Origin of the sequence: Cryomorpha ignava (assembly GCF_010686655.1) — a bacterium.
Lineage (GTDB): Bacteria > Bacteroidota > Bacteroidia > Flavobacteriales_D > Cryomorphaceae > Cryomorpha > Cryomorpha ignava.
Genome location: NZ_JAAGVY010000007.1, coordinates 1 through 16,730, shown reverse-complemented (window position 1 = coordinate 16,730; position 16,730 = coordinate 1). Strand labels below are relative to the sequence as shown.

The window sequence follows — 16,730 nt, the reverse complement described above, 5'->3', positions numbered from 1 at the left end:
ACACGCTAATTTTTAATTTAATCCTTCCAATCTGTTTAAGACCATAAATTCCGGGCGAGACGCCCGATATAAAAGTCCCTCGCTAGACGCGAGCGACGGCGAAGCAACTGAAATACCAAGGAAAAATATATTCGTTTGTTCCATTTCAATCAATTTCAAGTTCTGTGGCTGGATTCCAAAAGAGTTTTTCAAAATCAAGCACTGTATCTTTTTCTACTTTAATTCCTTCTTGCTCAAGCAGCTCCTCCATTTTCGTTTCTGTTTGAAAATGGTGTTTTCCGGTTAGCACGCCATTCCTGTTTACAACGCGGTGCGCGGGGATAAAGTCGGGCTGGCTATGTGCACCGTTCATTGCCCAGCCCACCATACGCGAAGATCGACCGGAACCCAAATAATGGGCAATTGCACCGAAATTAGTAACCCTTCCATGCGGTATTTGTTTTACAACTTCATACACCATTTCGAAGAAGTCTTTATTCTTCTCGCTAAGTTTGATGGGCTTGCTCATTGAGTTGAAAATGAATGTAGTTTATATTCTCCTTTTTGGCGAGAAATTTACCTTCGTAAAAAGTTCTTACTCCAAGAATTTCGCGTTGTGCAAGTGTGAAATCTGAAAAACCGGATCCGTAAATATCATTCGAATGTGTAAGCAATTTATGAGCGCCTTTTTCGATGGCTTTGAGGGTTGCATCGTATAAAAAGTTGCTATCGGTTTTCACATGGATATTGCCGTCTCGTGCCAAAATCTTGGCGTATCGATCCAAAAAACTTTGAGCAGACAACCGCTTGGTTCCTTTGTGATCGAGAATTTGGGGGTCGCTAAACGTTAGCCAGATATCTTGCACTTCTCCGGGTGCAAAGAAATTGGAAATGAACTCCACTTTCATCCGCAAAAATGCAACATTGTCCATCCCGCTCTGGTCAACGGTTTTAGCGCCGCGCCAAAGTCTGGCACCTTTAATGTCAATTCCAATAAAATTTCTTTTGGGATACATGCCTGCCAGCGCAATTGTGTATTCTCCTTTTCCACAGCCCAGCTCGAGAGTAATTGGATTACGATTGCCAAAATAATCTGAATGCCATCGGCCTTTCATGTGGAAATCGCCACCAGTCATTACATCATTCTCCGGTTCAAAAACGCAATCAAACGCTTTCATTTCTGCAAACCGCTGAAGTTTTTTTTTGGCCATTTTTTTAAGCTATAAGCCATAAGCCGTAGGCTTCAAGAAGCGTTTGGCTAATTTATTAGGAAAGGTCTTATTTTCGGGTGCAAAAGTACGGAAATTGCTTTGATTATTTAGAATGTTTCTACATAAAGATTTTGCATGGTTTGGAGATACTTCATGTGGAGATGTCGGGGGCCATGGAGACGTTGCATACAACGTCTGTACGATTTTAAGAATAAATCTCTCTAAATTTGCAGCATTATGAATAAGCGCGTGCTAATAGCGGTTTTAAATTGGGGATTGGGTCATGCTAGCCGATCTGTGCCGATTATTGACGCGGTTGTTCGCTACGGAGCTGATGTGGTAATAGCGAGCAATGGCGCTACAAAAACCTTTTTAGAGCAGCGGTTTCAGCATATAAATGTGCTCGAAATTCCCGATAAGGAAATCAACTACGGCAAGTCGGGAGCGGCAGTTGGATTGCTGAAACGCAGCTTTCAACAGCAGAAAATCAACAATGAGCAGTATGCCTGGCTTACGCGAAATGCAGAAGATCTGGGCATTACGCATATTATCTCCGATAATCTATATGGGGTGAATAATCCGGTGATTCCCAGCGCGATTATTACACATCAAATTGGCATTGTGAGTCCGTTTTTTAAATCGCAATTTGACAAGCATCTGGCAGTTTGGCTCAAGAAATTTGATGAAGTGTGGATTCCCGATGAGCCGGGAGAACTATCGCTTGCCGGGAAAATGCTCGATAATAAATTCTTTGACGGGAAGACTTTTTACCTTGGACATATTTCGCGTTTCCGCAAATTGCCTGGGATTGAAAAAGACATTGATCACCTTGTAATTCTTAGCGGCCCAGAACCGCAGCGCACATTTCTGGAAAGGAAAATTGCCAAAAAGTTAGAGAAACTTCCGGGACGTCATATAATCGTTCGTGGTCGTATTGACAGCGATGTAGTACCACCGAGCACAAAAATTGAATATCATTCCTTTCTGCACGAAAAGCAGCTCGAGCTGTTTATTGCACGCGCCAAAATGGTGATTTGTAGATCGGGCTATACATCTATTCTCGATATGGTTCGGATGGATGCAAATGCCTGTTTTATTCCCACACCCCAGCAGCCCGAGCAAAAATATTTGGCAAAACGGATGAAAGAAAAAGGGTGGTTTCACGCGGTAACCCAGAAAGATTTTGGGATGAATGATTTGAAGAAGGCTGATGAAAAATCAAATTTCCAATCTCCCGATTTTCATGAACGGATGGAAAAGGTGATTTATGATTTTTTGAATAAATAATCACCGATCACCGTAGAGACGTTGCATGCAACGTCTGTACAATAAATACGCACGCAACGTCTGTACGATAATCACGCATGAAATGCCTGTACAATTTTCGGAAATCAAAAAATCATCCCTCTGATGAGTGCCTCATTTCGAGCATCTGGCGGGTTAGGTTTATCTGCATACTATTTATACTGCATCCACCGCATCAAAAACTTATCGTAAACTTCATAATAAGGCTCCTCAATTCCTGAATGATAATATACCAATTCCTTTTCTACCAAGGCCTCTAAGCTACGCTTTACAATTGCCGAAGATCCCAAATCGTGGTCTTTTAAAAATTTTTTGCTGTAAGGCTGAAATACTTTTTCTTCAATAGAAAGTGCCTTTAGAAGTTTCCATTGATTGGAAGTGATCAAATTTCTGTATTGGAAATAGATATTCTCGTTATCAGTGAGGATTTTGTTTAACGATTGCAAAACCGTGTCCGTCACGACTTTTTCAACTTTAGCATCAAACACCTCATGACATAAGCGCTGTGTATAATACGTATGACAATCAGTTAAATCAAGCATAAGCTCAATGGCATCTGCTTCAATATCAATTTTATTGTTTTGGAAATGGCTTTTTATAAATTTTGAATATTCTTTTCTGTCAATACGCTGAAGATTCACATTTTTGGTACTTGCATAAAATGGTCTTTTTGCATTGTTAAATATTTGGTGCATCATTTTTTGATTGCTTCCGCAAAAAATAAAATGAACATTTTTAAGAGTTTGCATCACGGTTCGGAGAATGGCTTCAACGTTTTTTTCGGGATAGGTTAGTATCTGTTGAAATTCGTCAATCGCAATAATAACCTGCACATTTTCTGAGTCCAGAAACTTTAATAATTGAGGCATCGTTCTTTCAAACTGAGCTGTTTTTGTAATATCTAAACTGAGCTGCGGCGTACCGGTAATTTCGTCTAATGTGATTATTGGTCGCAGCGATTTTATAGCTTCCAGAAACCGCCTACCAACTGTTTGCTTTGGCGGAAAGGCGGTATAAATCGCATTAGCAAGTTGGTTTGTGAAATCGCCCAGATCGAGAGTTGCGTAGATATCCAGATAAATGGAGACCAGCTTTTCCTTTTTCAGCAAATAAAAGACGTGTCTAATCAAGGCTGTTTTACCTATGCGTCTTTGCGCAAAGAAAGCTGTATCAGTCTTGCTTTTAATATTTTTCAATAGATCTGCAGTTTCAGTTTTCCGATCGCAGAAATATTTTGGCGACTTGTAATTATTTATTAAAAAGGGATTCATACAACTATTGATTTAACACCAAATATAATAAACATTTTGTGTTATACAATATGTGTTATACAAATTGTATATTTTTACTAATTTATTCGATTTACTTTTCAATTCACATAAACCATTTGATATGGAGAAAATTGCAACCTCGATTACCGCATGCAAATAAGCCTACAATTCACTGATGATTTTGCGCAACGACTATTTCATTTTCAGACATAAGCGAAACTATCTCAATAATCCCACCCAATTTTTAAGCCCGCATAAAAATTACGGGCATCGCCCGGATAGTAATACCGTGGTTGTGCGCCACCAAAACCTACAGCATTTGGTAAAATACTAGCTGCATAATTTACATCTGTCAGATTATTGGCACCTGCATAAATCTCCAGACTGAAATTTTGAAGAATCCTAAATTTATAGCCCACCTTTAAATTCACCAGACTATAACTGCTTGAATAAATACTGTTCGCATCGTTTAATGGTATCTCTCCAACATTCAAAATATTGACACGAAAGGAAATACCATTCAGAAATTCGGACTCTACTCCGGCGTTAAAGGTGTGTTTGGGTACACCAGTGAGCTCATTGCCAGAAAAATCCTGATCGCCATCTGTGAAATCCTGAAATTTGAAATTGTTTATTGCCGCGGTAAAATAGGGTTTCAGAAGCCACTTTTTAGCGATTAACTCTTTGTAATGCACTGAAATTTCAAGCCCTGAATGTTGCGTTTTTCCGGCATTGACGCCAATGTACTGATCTTCGGCAATGCGCTGCGCCACAAGAAGATTATCAATGAAAATGGTGAATAGAGCCGCTTCTGCATATAGCTTTTCCTGAAACCAACTCGATTTTATTCCCAGCTCCAGATTGATGCCCGTTTCTGGAAGAAGGTCCGTATTGATTTGCCCCGATGGTGTTAGCGTTTCTTCTACGCCTGGAGTTGAAAACCCCTGGCTTATAGTCGCGTAGAGAGTTTTACTATCGCTGAATTGATAACTCGTAGCTATGCGGGGCGAAGCAATAACTCCATATTGGTAAGAACCGGATTGATCTATGCTGTCTGCTGAAAAAGTATCTTCCAATTCGTACATCGTTGAATTTACATTCAATCCTACATCGAGTAAAAACCGATTGGAGACCGACCATTGCTGAGCAATAAAAGCGTTGGTATAAGATCGATTCTGATTATTGCTATTAAACTCCTCACCTTTTACACTCCCGTTTCCGGGAAAATTTCGGTATAGATTTTCGTATAGCACAACAGAATAATCTTCGAGAAGATACTCTGCCCCAAAAACCAGTTCTGATGGTTTCCCTAAAATGGGATACTTGAAATTAAATTTTGTTCTCGCGCCAAGCCCAAATTGCTCTTCATCGAGAATATCGAAAGGCCGCGGCTCATACCCATCGCGGTACTGTCCAAAAATAGTGGTTGTATTTTGAAAACGCGTTGAAAAAGTATGTTCAAGAGAAAATCCCGCCAATAATCTATCATACGATTCATACCCTTCGGCGGCAGCCCAATTGCGATCTGCAGCGGTGGGATTGTTTTTGAAATCTGTGTAATTTAACGAACTCGGAATTTGTGCATTAAGGCGCACCATATTAGAAAACAGTTTTATTTTCGTCGATTCAGATAATTCCAAGTAGCCGCTTACTGTCAGCGATTTCCGTGAATAGTCGCTGTTGTCACGGTAGCCATCGCTATTTAATTGGGAATAATTAATTTGAAGACCTGCATTCTCCCCTGCTAAAGTCAGACTTAGACTATTTTTCAAAAAACCAAAACTCCCGATAGTGCTGTTCAGCTGAAGCCGATTTTGATTTGGCTCTGCCGTGTACATGGAAATTGCTCCGCCCAACCCCGCACCGTACATACTGGAAACAGGACCTTTTACAACTTCGATAGATTCGAGAATTTCGGAATCAATATCTTCAATAACGGTATTTCCCGCTGCCGACGAAAAGGGAATTCCATCGATGTAAGCCTTTACCCGATCTGTGCCGTATTGGGTGCGGGCGCCAATTCCGCGGATGGTGATTCTATTTGTATTTAAGGCGCCTTGCTGCATGTAAATTCCCGGAAGGGTATTCATTGCTGCAGTAATAATTGCACCATTATTTCCCGTCAATTCGGCTTTGCTCAAAACGCTTATGGAAGCCGGAATTCTTTGAAGGCTGTCTGCAACAAGCGTAGCTCTGATAATAACTTCAGGAATATTTGCGGTATCGCTCACAGTGCGATTTTGAGCAAAAGCAGTAGACATCGCAAAAAAAGCAATAAGGAATATTGTGTTTTTCACAATTTGGTGAGATTAGTCCGCCACAACGCGCCAAACAATATTCGAGTTATCGTCCATTACCAGCACAGAACCATCGGGCATTTGTGTAACACCAACCGGACGGCCATGCACTTTTGAACCATCGCCATCTTTTAGAAATCCGGTAAGGAAATCTTCGGGCTGGCCGGGTTTTCCATTCTCAAAAGGAACAAAAACAACTTTATAACCAGTAAATTCAGAGCGATTCCAGGAGCCATGCTGACCTACAAAAGCTCCGTTTTGGTATTTAGCCGGAAACTGATCGCCAGTGTAAAATGCTAATCCAAGAGATGCCGTATGATTGCCCAACGGCACGTCCGGCACAATGGCTTTTGCAACCAAATCTTCATGCGGATCTTCTGTCCATCGCGGGTCTTTAACCTGTCCGTAATAGGAAAAAGGCCAGCCATAAAATCCGTCTTTTTCAACACTGGTTATGTAGTCAGGAACCAGATTATCACCCAGCTTATCACGCTCATTCACAGCAGTCCACAATTCATTCGTTACCGGATTCCAATCCATCCCTACAGGATTTCGCAAGCCTGTTGCATAGATTATTTCGCCAGTCCCATCGGGATTGATTTCCAGAATATTTGCACGACGATGTTCTTCTTCTATTCCGTGATCGCCCACATTGCTGGCAGAACCTACGGAAACGTAAATTTTTGTCCTATCTTTATTTACGAGTAAATTTCGCGTCCAGTGGTTGTTGTATCCGCCAGCTGGTAAATCGAGAATTTTCTCTCCATTGCCCTCCAGTTTTTCTTGACCAGCGGTGTAAGTCCAGCGATACAAACCATCAGTATTAGCCACATAAAAATAACCGTTTAATACCAACATTCCGAAATTGCTGTTGAGCCCTTCGGCAAAAACAACTCTTTTTTCGGGATTTCCATCGCCATCATTATCGCGCAGCAATGTTATTTGATTGGCGCTGCCTCTGGTGTCTGCTTCAGCAATGAATACATCTCCATTTGGTGCCACATATGCCCAGCGTGGGTGCTTTAAGTCAGAAGCAAAACGACTCACCGTAAAACCTGCAGGCGCTATTGGGGTTTGGCTTTCTTCCCAACCAATAACATTGCTGATTTTCATTTTTGACTCTTCTGCATACGGCGAAGGGAGAACTAGCGGCCCGATTGCTGTTTCTACAGTTGTGGCTTTATCGTATTCGGCGGTTGCTTGCGGCATTTTCTGGCTGCTACAGCTTAGTGTTACAATGCTTAAAAGCAGGCAGAAGGTTGGAGATAGTATTTTTGATGTGATCATTTTTTGAAGGGATTTGAATATTGTAAAGATATAATGCTCTTTTTAGGAAATTGTTCGGAGACGTTGCCTGCATTTCGACTCAGCTCAATGACCACAACGTCTGTACTAATCTCTGCTTTATGAGATTTTTCATACTTTCAAAATGATACATCACAATTTCCTATTGCAAATTGCCTATTAATCTCACGCCTTAGCCAGGGTAAAAGAAAAAACAGCGCCCTTGCCAGGTTCGCTACGCACGCTGATAGATTGCTTGTGTGCTTCAATAATGTGTTTGCAAATAGCGAGCCCCAGACCGGTCCCACCCTGATGGCGTGCTCGGCTTTTATCAACGCGGTAAAAACGCTCGAATAATCGACCTTGATGTGGCTTCGTAATCCCTGGGCCGTCGTCTTCAACTTCTATTAAGATTTGCTCATCGAGATCGTAAAAATGAATAGTTGTTTTACCGCCTTTCTTACCGTAGTTTATGCTATTGGTAATTAAATTCGTCAAAACCTGGCTAATTCTAAATCCATCGGCTTGCACATAAATTGGGCGATCGTACGACTTGCTGAAACCAAGCACTATCTCTTTTTGCTCTGCTTCCCTTTCGCGGCCATCCATTATTTCGCGGGAAAGTTCCACAATATCTACTCTCTCCAATTCGAGTTTCAAGTTTCCCGATTCAAATTGGGTGATTGTATCCAGATCTTCTACAAGCATAGCCATACGCTCTGCAGATTTTGCCGCCTTCTTTAAAAACTTTCGGTTAAAATTCGGGTCTTCAAGTGCTCCCTCCAAAAGGGTAAGAATATAACCCTGAATACTGAAAATAGGTGTTTTGAGCTCGTGCGCCACGTTACCCACAAATTCTTTTCTGAAATTCTCTTTTTGGCGCAGGTCTTTAATTTCTGCCATGCGATCTTCTGCCCAGTCTATCACTTGTTCGTTCACTTCACCAAGCACATCTTTACTCATGTCGGGTTTTAACGAGTCGCGTTCAATTTTTAAAGAGTGCATATTTCTAAAAATCAATTTGATTTTATCGTAAATAAAAGCTTGCAGTATTTTATACAATGCAAACCAGGCACCGAGGAAAATAATGATTAATCCGATAAAAATCTGTTCTGCATGTATCTCAACCCCGGGAAGGAAGCTTATCCCAATAATGGCCACCGCAGAAATTGCTGTAAAGATTAATGCCGTAACCAGCGTAAGATAACGGGGACTCAAATCCTTCATCTGGTCTCAATCTTATAACCTACTCCTTTTATTGTTGAGATATGTTCATTGCCCAGTTTTTCGCGAAGCTTTCTAATATGCACATCAATGGTTCTGTCGCCAACTACATCGTCGCCCCACACCGCGGTAAAAATCTCTTCTCGGGTAAAAACACGACCGGGTTTACTCAATAGGAGTGCAAGTAATTCAAATTCCTTTTTCGGCAAGCTCATATCATTGCCATTGAGTGTAACCAAATATTTTTCCTTGTCGATTTTCAACCCATTAATTTCAGTGGCTGCCTCATCAGCAGCAGCATTGCCTTTACGGCGAAGGAGTGCCTGAATACGTGAAATGAGTACCCGCGGCTTAATAGGTTTTGGAATATAATCATCGGCACCCGCATCAAATCCGGCTATTTGCGAATAATCTTCGCCCCTTGCAGTTAGAAAAGCGATTATTGTGTGCTTTAGCGAATCTGTAGTGCGCATTTCAACGCAAGTTTCCATCCCATCCATTTCGGGCATCATTACGTCGAGCAAGATTAAATCGGGCAAAAATTCTTTGGCAATAGCAATCGCATCGCGACCGTTTGTAGCCGTTTCAATGGCATACCCTTCTTTTTCGAGATTGTACGAAATCAAATCGATAATGTCCGGCTCGTCATCCACGAGTAATATTTTTTCTTTTCTCAACTATCTATTGTTTTGTCCGGCACAAAATTATGCCTTAAATACTAATGGGATGTTACTTAACGGTTAACTCTAAATAAAGTCAAATATACCAAAGCTTAGCGAATTTCAAGATTGCTTAACATATACCTTACCACATAATAACACAACCATAAAAACAAGTTTACATCAACATCACTTAATGGCCATTTCTTTGCACCGCAATTCAGAAAATAAAATTTAAGAACAAGAACAAAAAACATTGCACGAAAATGAACACAATCAACAAAATTAGAAATGCGACTTTTATCTTAGCTATTGGAGCTGTTACATTGACTTCATGTACCGACGATGAAGAAACACCAACACCCACGCCAACTCCAACAAGTCAGTTTGAAGTTTCAGAAAACATCACGACAAATACAACTTGGGAAACGGGTAATACTTACATCCTCACAAACCGTATTGCTGTTACATCTGGTAATACATTAATTATTCAGCCCGGTGTTGTAATAAAAGGTGAGGCTGGGACTGGAGCAAATGCAACTGCTCTTTTAATAGCGCGAGGAGCAAAAATTGATGCTCAAGGTACAGAAACACAGCCAATTATTTTTACGACTATTGCTGATGAAATTGAACCCGGTGAAATCGCAAGTCCAAATCTTGACCCAGACCTAAACGGCCTTTGGGGTGGTGTTATTATTCTTGGAAATGCGCCAATTTCAGCTGATGCTGATGCGGTGCAGATTGAAGGTATTCCACCTTCAGACCAAAATGGTCTTTATGGAGGTAATAATCCGGCTGACAATAGTGGTATTCTCCGTTATGTTTCTATCCGTCACGGAGGTTCGAACATCGGAGAAGGAAATGAGATAAACGGTTTAACCCTTGGTGGTGTTGGAAACGGAACAATCATTGAATATATCGAAATTGTTGCCAATCAAGATGATGGGATCGAATGGTTTGGCGGAAACGTAAATGTAACTAACGCGCTTGTATGGAATGCTGGTGACGATGCCATTGATACTGACCAAAGCTGGGGTGGTACACTAGATAACTTCATCGTTATAAATGCTGGTGATGAATGCTTTGAGCTTGACGGACCTGAGGGAACCTTTGAAGACGAGCACACAATCATTAATGGTACAGTATACGCCGGTGGCGCTGACGGACTTGTAGATCTTGACGACAACTCAAGAGTAACAATGAACAATATCTATTTCTTTGGATTATCTGAAAATCAGGATTTCGATCAACTACCCGTTGAAGCTGAAGGTGGATATGGAGTATTTGCTGACATTGAAGCTACAATCCCAGTAGATCAGAATATTACAGATTTCTTTGTAGGTGGAAGCCATGTATTTGTTACGAATGTGCCTGAACTACAAAACACTGTAGGAGCTAATGCTACCGAATTTACAGGATGGACTTGGGCTTCAGCATCTGGTAGTCTTTCAGATTTAGGATTGTAATAAATAAAAACACATTTAATATTTTTTAAACTCGCACACCTCACAAGAGGAGTGCGAGTTTCTTCAATTTTTATAACTTTTCATAAAGCCAAATGAGAAAATTTCAATACTTACTCACTTTAATGGTAGCTTGTATATCATTAGCAGCAGCAGCAGCGCAGACGGGGAATGTAAGAGGTACCGTCATAGATGGAGAGACAGGAGAAACCCTGCCAGGAGTAAATGTTTTTATTGATGGAACCACCATAGGTACCGTTTCTGACCTTGACGGAAAATTCGACCTCAGCCTGGAATCAGGTAGCTATAATATTAGGTTTTCTTTCATTTCTTTTGAATCACAACTCATACAGGGTATTGAGGTAAATTCAGGAGAGGTTACGAACCTTGGCAGTGTTCAGATGGAAACTGACTCTGAAGAGCTTCAGGAAGTTGTGATATCTGCCACGATGGCACGAGACAACGAAACGGCCATGATGACGTTGAAGAAGAAATCGGCAAATATGATAGATGCTATTTCTTCTGCCAACTTCAAAAAAATAGGCGATTCGGATGCTGCCGCTTCTGTAAAACGCGTACCGGGAGTATCTGTCGAAGGTGGAAAATATATCTATGTGCGAGGTCTTAGCGACAGATATACGAAAACCCTCTTGAATGGATTTGATATTCCGGGTCTTGATCCGGACAGAAATACCATTCAAATGGATTTATTTCCTACAAGTGTTCTTGACAACATCGTGGTAAATAAGACTTTTATTGCGTCGCTGCCTGCAGACTTTACCGGAGGGGCAATCAACATTTCAACGAAAGAATTTCCCGAAGAAGAGCAAGGGAATGTTTCGGTGAGCCTGGGTTACAACCCGAGCTTTCACTTCAATGATAATTATTTGACCTACAATGGAAGCAGCACTGATATCCTCGGATTCGATGATGGCCTTCGGGAAATTCCTGCAACCGATAACATCCCCCAATTTACAGATGCTTTAAGAAACCCTAGTGGAGCAACAGGAACACGGTACAAAGAAATTCTAGCCTCCTTCACTCCAGATCTAGCCGCTTTTCAAAAGCAAAGCTTTATGGATTATGGTTTTGGCTTTAATTATGGAAATCAGAAAAAGCTAGGCGAAAAATATACGATGGGATATAATTTCATTCTGTCATATAAAAACGAAACGTCTTATTTTGAAGATGTAGAATACGGAAGGTATGGCTTGCTAGCCAACCCCGATATTAATGAAATGGAGGTGCGTGAGCTCCAAACAGGTAGCTATGGAGTGAATAACGTGTTGCTAAGCGGAATGGCCGGTTTTGCGATAAAAACAGCCAAATCAAAAATTAAGCTTAACCTTCTTCACATACAAAACGGAGAGTCAAAAGCGGGTATTTTTGATTATCTCAACTCAGATCAGGGAGCAATCTTTAATGGATATCAGCACAATCTAGAATACAGCCAGCGCTCCATGACCAACTTTCTAATAGGCGGTGAGCATTACTTTACTGACTCAAAGTGGAGTGTAGATTGGGGAATTTCTCCGACCATATCAAAAATGGACGATCCCGATATTCGCTTTACGCGATATGAACTCCGTAATAATGACTTTGTTATTGGCACCGAAGCTGGTTTTCCACAACGTATTTGGCGAGACTTAGAGGAATTAAATGTCGCCTCCAAAGCGGGAGCCAGCAAAGAGATTCAACTTTTTGGTGATGACGCAAAAATAAGTTTTGGCGGAAGCTATACCTATAAAGAGCGCGACTATAATATTCGCAGCTTTAACGTTAACGTAAGAAACCTGGAACTAACAGGTGATCCAGACGAACTTTTTGCTGAAGAAAACCTCTGGCCTTACGGCGATGATGTGAGTAGAGGTACAACAATTGATGCCATATTCCTCCCAACCAATCCAAACCTGTTTAACGCAAGAGTATTTAACTCAGCCGGATATGCTTCACTCGACTTCAAACTATTTGGCGTGCTTAAAGCTACTGCCGGCCTTCGTTTCGAAAACTATGTACAACGCTATACAGGACAGGATCAACTTGGAACCAATGTGCTAGATGATGATGAAGTGCTGAAGTCGGTAAACCTATTCCCGTCTTTAAATATGGCCTACGCGATAACAGAAAATCAAAACCTTAGATTCAGCTATACACAAACCATTGCCAGACCATCCTTAAAGGAATTATCTTACGCAGAAATATATGACCCTCTAACCGGAAGAACTTTTATAGGAGGGCTCCACCGCGATGCTAACGACGCAGCAAATGATGGAGAAGGCGTGGAGTACTGGGATGGAAATCTAGAGAGCACGGACGTACATAACCTTGACCTTCGGTGGGAAACCTTCCCTACGCTATCCAGTACAGTTTCATTTGGAGTTTTCTATAAATACTTTATCAACCCCATAGAAATCATACAATTTGCAACTCAGGCTGGTGCTTTTCAACCGCGCAATGTGGGCGATGGCCAGGTTTACGGTTTAGAATTGGAATTTCGTTCACCTTTAAGTTTTATAAGCGAAACGCTGGAGAAATTTAGTTTCAACACCAATATTACCGGTACTGTATCGCGGATAAAATATAGTTCTACTGAAAAAGAAAGCAGGGATGCTAATGCCCGTACCGGACAATCAATAGGAGACTATCGCGCAATGGCAGGTCAGGCTCCACTTATTGTGAATGCCGGAATAGCCTACAATGGTGCCGATGAAGGGTTTGCAAAAAACTTACAAGTCGGCTTATACTACAATGTACAATCTTCAACCCTAATTTACGTAGGTATTGTTGACAGACCTGATATTTTCAGCGTTCCGTTTCACAGCTTAAACATGAATACGAGCAAGAAATTTGGCAAGGATGAGCGGATGCAAATCTCTCTAAAAGTCTCAAATATACTGGGGTCAGAAAGAGAAGAGGTGTTTAAATCTTACGAGGCAAACGATCAAATATTTACACGATTTGATCCGGGACAGTCCTTTACTCTGGGATACAGTTATACCTTCTAAGCGAAAGAGTACTATTTATTATTCATAAAAAAAGACCAATCAATTGATTGGTCTTTTTTTATTTCTCGTTAAAGTTCTTAATTAATTGTAATCTTTTGATGATTGTAATTTTCCTGATTCATCGTAGAATTTCCATGTACCCACGCGTTTCCCATCGTAATAGCTCAGCTCCATTCGTAGAATTCCGTTAGCGTCCCACACTTTCCAATCGCCATCCTTTTGCCCATTGGAATAATGCGCTTCGTTCATTTTAATGCCGTCTGCAGAATACTTTGTCCACCCCCCCTGCTTTTTGCCCAACAACAAAGCTCCTTGTTCTTCAAGATTTCCATTTTCATGAAATGTCAGCACCTGACCAGAAACTCTTCCTGCCTCATCTACTGAAAAATCTCCATTATTTGAGTAATACTTAGATTCACCATCATTCATACTGATTAAGTCCATTTCGTCAATAGACTGTAACGAACTATTTGTCTGCGCATTAACTACAGCAGCAGATATTATTGTGATGGCTATTAATATTAACTTTTTCATATGTGTAAATTATATCGTGGTCTTTGTTAATACGAAGATAAGCTTTTCTTAACTATTTCGTAACATTAGTACGATAAAAAAACACCATTTATTCCAAAACTTAACATTGGAAGCATTCAAGAAGTCAATAAATAAAATGTGAATTTCCCGTAAGTAAAAAAATCAGGCTGGTAAAAAGTAAAGATTAGTAAGAAGTGAGTCGAAACTTTTCGCTTATAGCGGAACCAGATATCGCAACATCTGTAAATGTTTGATCAATATATCCAACATACTTTACTACTACGGTATATCTTCCTACCGGTGTATTTTGAAAAGTAAAAGAACCATCAAAAGAGGCGTAAGTAGATGTTCCCAATTCCTTAATTTCGATGATTGCTCCGGTAAGGGCTTCAAGATTGGTTTTATCTAAGACCTTTCCAGAAAAGTTGCATCTCGTATCAAGCGGTGTTCCTTTTACAGGGTCGCTGCCCAACACAGCTAAAGAAACCAAAAGTGAAAAAGCCAATACCAACGTTTTTATCATGGTGGCAAAAGTAAGGCCGGCGTATTTATTAAATATTAATTCGTTATTAACAATTGGCCGCTAATGTTATGTTTTCGTTAATTTCAGAATTCCAATTTGTGACGGCTATCTTTACGAAAAAAAGTGCGCACATATCTATCCTTTTTCATTCTTTGCCTGATAAGCTTGTATGCTTCAGGTCAGTCAAACACTACTCCCGAATACAAAGAAGTTATTACCGCCTATCAGGAATTGGCTGCGGCGTATCCAAAAGTCTGCAAGCTGCTTACCGGTGGCGCAACAGATTCGGGAAAACCGCTACACCTGTTTGTGATAGACCCCACCGGCTATTTTAAACCAACCGAAAAAGATAAGCGCAACATGCCGGTTTGCCTGATTATGAATGGCATACATCCGGGAGAGCCTTGTGGCATAAATGCGAGTATTGCTTTCGCGAGAGAAAAAGTAGCAAATCCCGACAAGAATGTGGTATACTGCATTATTCCGGTTTACAATATTGGTGGCGCATTAAATAGAAACAGCCACAGCCGTGCCAATCAGAATGGCCCTGAATCTTATGGCTTTCGCGGAAACGCAAAAAATCTGGACTTAAACCGCGACTTTATTAAATGTGATTCCAAAAATGCACTTTCATTTACGGCCCTTTTTCAGGAATGGAGACCCGAAGTTTTTATTGACACCCACACCTCAAATGGAGCCGATTATCAACCAAACATTACTCTGATCTCTTCATTTCCAGAAAAGCTTATCCCGATGCAAGCCAAGTTTCTGGAAATGGAATTTGAACCGTTTCTCTATAACAACATGAAAGAGAAAGGCGACGAAATGATACCTTATGTAAATGTTTTTGGAAAATCTCCCGATGGTGGAATTGAGGCCTTTACCGACTTGCCGCGTTACAGCATGGGCTATACATCGCTATTCAACACTATCTCGTTTACTACTGAAGCGCACATGCTCAAACCATTTGATCAGCGGGTAGCTTCAACGCTTAATTTTCTCAATGCCATGAGCACTTTTTTGGTGTCGCGCGGAGATATTCTGGTAGAAATGAAAAAGGTTGCTGATGCGCGAACTGCCGAAATGAAATCATTCAAATACAACTGGAAATTGACTTCTTCGTCCGATTCTATTGAGTTTCCCGGCTTTAAAGCAGATTCTGTTTTGAGCGAAGTTACAGGGCTTTACCAATTGGTTTATCTGCGTGACGAGCCTTACCGAAAAAATATTCCTTACTACCACACCCACGAAGGCCAAGACGTTGCAAAGCTTCCAGAATCTTTTCTTATTCCACAGGCTTACGACGATGTAATTACCCGTTTAAAAATGAATCAGATAAAAGTCGATAAACTAAAGCAAGATACGCTTATCGAAGTCACTTCAACTTATATAGACAGCTTTAAAACAGTTGATTACCCTTACGAAGGCCATTGTTTGCATTACAATACAAGCGTAATAAAGCGGAAGCAAAAAGTACAATTCTACGCCGGCGACTATTTCATAAAAACAAAAGGGCAAGAAAGTAGACGCTATCTGGCTCAAGTACTCACTCCGGAAGCTGAAGACAGCTTTTTCAACTGGGGATTTTTTGATTCTTCACTCGGACAAAAAGAATACTTTTCGAGCTATGTGTATGATGAAACGGCGCGAATGATTCTTGAAAGAAATCCAAGTCTGAGGCGTGCTTTTGAAGCGAAGCGACAAGCAGATTTCGACTTTAGCCAAAATGCGAGGGCGCAGTTGGAGTATATTTATGTGAATTCAGAGAATTACGAGATTACGCATAAGCGATTGCCTGTTTTTGAGGTAGGGGAGTAAAAGTCGAGCTGTATCAATATTTGATTAAAAGTAACTAATCAGCACCTACTTGAATAGCAAGACATCGCAGCGAATTTAATACATTCTGCCCATTTTTGATTGCAGTATCGGTGATAGATCTTAGAATGGCAAACCGATCCGCTCCCTCCATGGATTT

The 16,730-nt window shown here is 40.8% G+C and carries 13 protein-coding genes; 4 read left to right on the top strand and 9 right to left on the bottom strand.

The window, feature by feature from the left end:
• Positions 1-145 precede the first annotated feature (145 nt).
• The gene (locus G3O08_RS05520) at positions 146-508 is read right to left on the bottom strand and encodes an MGMT family protein (protein ID WP_163283701.1); all 363 of its coding nucleotides are present in this window, start codon (positions 506-508) and stop codon (positions 146-148) included.
• Positions 486-1,190, bottom strand: coding sequence for a tRNA (guanosine(46)-N7)-methyltransferase TrmB (gene trmB, locus G3O08_RS05515; protein ID WP_163283699.1), 705 nt, complete (start codon positions 1,188-1,190; stop codon positions 486-488). The genes G3O08_RS05520 and trmB overlap by 23 nt, the downstream gene beginning before the upstream one ends.
• Before the next feature lie 237 nt (positions 1,191-1,427).
• Here trmB and G3O08_RS05510 point away from each other — a divergent pair, with 237 nt between their 5' ends.
• The gene (locus G3O08_RS05510; protein ID WP_163283697.1) at positions 1,428-2,477 is read left to right on the top strand and encodes a glycosyltransferase; all 1,050 of its coding nucleotides are present in this window, start codon (positions 1,428-1,430) and stop codon (positions 2,475-2,477) included.
• Between the two features lie 170 nt (positions 2,478-2,647).
• On the opposite strand, the gene G3O08_RS05505 is transcribed toward G3O08_RS05510, so the two are convergent.
• From G3O08_RS05505 to G3O08_RS05485, 5 genes are all read right to left on the bottom strand, one after another.
• Positions 2,648-3,766, bottom strand: coding sequence for an AAA family ATPase (locus tag G3O08_RS05505; protein ID WP_163283695.1), 1,119 nt, complete (start codon positions 3,764-3,766; stop codon positions 2,648-2,650).
• Positions 3,767-3,990: 224 nt separating this feature from the next.
• Positions 3,991-6,063, bottom strand: coding sequence for a TonB-dependent receptor family protein (locus tag G3O08_RS05500; protein WP_163283693.1), 2,073 nt, complete (start codon positions 6,061-6,063; stop codon positions 3,991-3,993).
• Positions 6,064-6,075: 12 nt separating this feature from the next.
• A complete protein-coding gene (locus tag G3O08_RS05495) occupies positions 6,076-7,350 on the bottom strand; it encodes a PQQ-dependent sugar dehydrogenase (protein WP_204336786.1) in 1,275 nt (424 codons plus the stop codon).
• Between the two features lie 183 nt (positions 7,351-7,533).
• On the bottom strand, positions 7,534-8,574 hold the full coding sequence (locus G3O08_RS05490; RefSeq protein ID WP_163283691.1) for a sensor histidine kinase: 1,041 nt from the start codon (positions 8,572-8,574) through the stop codon (positions 7,534-7,536).
• Complete coding sequence (locus G3O08_RS05485; RefSeq protein WP_163283689.1) at positions 8,571-9,248, bottom strand: response regulator transcription factor; 678 nt, start codon at positions 9,246-9,248, stop codon at positions 8,571-8,573. The genes G3O08_RS05490 and G3O08_RS05485 overlap by 4 nt, the downstream gene beginning before the upstream one ends.
• A gap of 248 nt (positions 9,249-9,496) precedes the next feature.
• Here G3O08_RS05485 and G3O08_RS05480 point away from each other — a divergent pair, with 248 nt between their 5' ends.
• Positions 9,497-10,696, top strand: coding sequence for a hypothetical protein (locus G3O08_RS05480; protein ID WP_163283687.1), 1,200 nt, complete (start codon positions 9,497-9,499; stop codon positions 10,694-10,696).
• Positions 10,697-10,788: 92 nt separating this feature from the next.
• Positions 10,789-13,698 (top strand): TonB-dependent receptor, encoded by a 2,910-nt coding sequence (locus tag G3O08_RS05475; protein ID WP_163283686.1) that lies wholly within the window; start codon positions 10,789-10,791, stop codon positions 13,696-13,698.
• Between the two features lie 81 nt (positions 13,699-13,779).
• Here the strand turns inward: G3O08_RS05475 and G3O08_RS05470 are convergent, their stop codons facing one another.
• Both G3O08_RS05470 and G3O08_RS05465 read right to left on the bottom strand, forming a co-directional pair.
• Entirely contained in the window at positions 13,780-14,232 is a 453-nt protein-coding gene (locus G3O08_RS05470) for a toxin-antitoxin system YwqK family antitoxin (protein WP_163283919.1), read from the bottom strand.
• Between the two features lie 184 nt (positions 14,233-14,416).
• Positions 14,417-14,755: a carboxypeptidase-like regulatory domain-containing protein gene (locus tag G3O08_RS05465; RefSeq protein ID WP_204336785.1), complete on the bottom strand. Its 339-nt coding sequence runs from the start codon at positions 14,753-14,755 to the stop codon at positions 14,417-14,419.
• 123 nt (positions 14,756-14,878) lie between these two features.
• On the opposite strand from G3O08_RS05465, the gene G3O08_RS05460 reads away from it, so the two are divergent.
• Positions 14,879-16,573 carry a M14 family zinc carboxypeptidase gene (locus G3O08_RS05460; protein WP_163283684.1) on the top strand — a complete coding sequence of 565 codons (1,695 nt, stop codon included), beginning with the start codon at positions 14,879-14,881 and terminating at the stop codon, positions 16,571-16,573.
• Positions 16,574-16,730: the final 157 nt, after the last annotated feature.

Bases quoted from the DNA above. Each gene is read 5' to 3' on its own strand.
- G3O08_RS05520 (WP_163283701.1), bottom strand. From the start codon at position 508: ATGAGCAAGCCCATCAAACTTAGCGAGAAGAATAAAGACTTCTTCGAA.
- trmB (WP_163283699.1), bottom strand. From the start codon at position 1,190: ATGGCCAAAAAAAAACTTCAGCGGTTTGCAGAAATGAAAGCGTTTGAT.
- G3O08_RS05510 (WP_163283697.1), top strand. From the start codon at position 1,428: ATGAATAAGCGCGTGCTAATAGCGGTTTTAAATTGGGGATTGGGTCAT.
- G3O08_RS05505 (WP_163283695.1), bottom strand. From the start codon at position 3,766: ATGAATCCCTTTTTAATAAATAATTACAAGTCGCCAAAATATTTCTGC.
- G3O08_RS05495 (WP_204336786.1), bottom strand. From the start codon at position 7,350: ATGATCACATCAAAAATACTATCTCCAACCTTCTGCCTGCTTTTAAGC.
- G3O08_RS05490 (WP_163283691.1), bottom strand. From the start codon at position 8,574: ATGAAGGATTTGAGTCCCCGTTATCTTACGCTGGTTACGGCATTAATC.
- G3O08_RS05480 (WP_163283687.1), top strand. From the start codon at position 9,497: ATGAACACAATCAACAAAATTAGAAATGCGACTTTTATCTTAGCTATT.
- G3O08_RS05475 (WP_163283686.1), top strand. From the start codon at position 10,789: ATGAGAAAATTTCAATACTTACTCACTTTAATGGTAGCTTGTATATCA.
- G3O08_RS05470 (WP_163283919.1), bottom strand. From the start codon at position 14,232: ATGAAAAAGTTAATATTAATAGCCATCACAATAATATCTGCTGCTGTA.
- G3O08_RS05465 (WP_204336785.1), bottom strand. From the start codon at position 14,755: ATGATAAAAACGTTGGTATTGGCTTTTTCACTTTTGGTTTCTTTAGCT.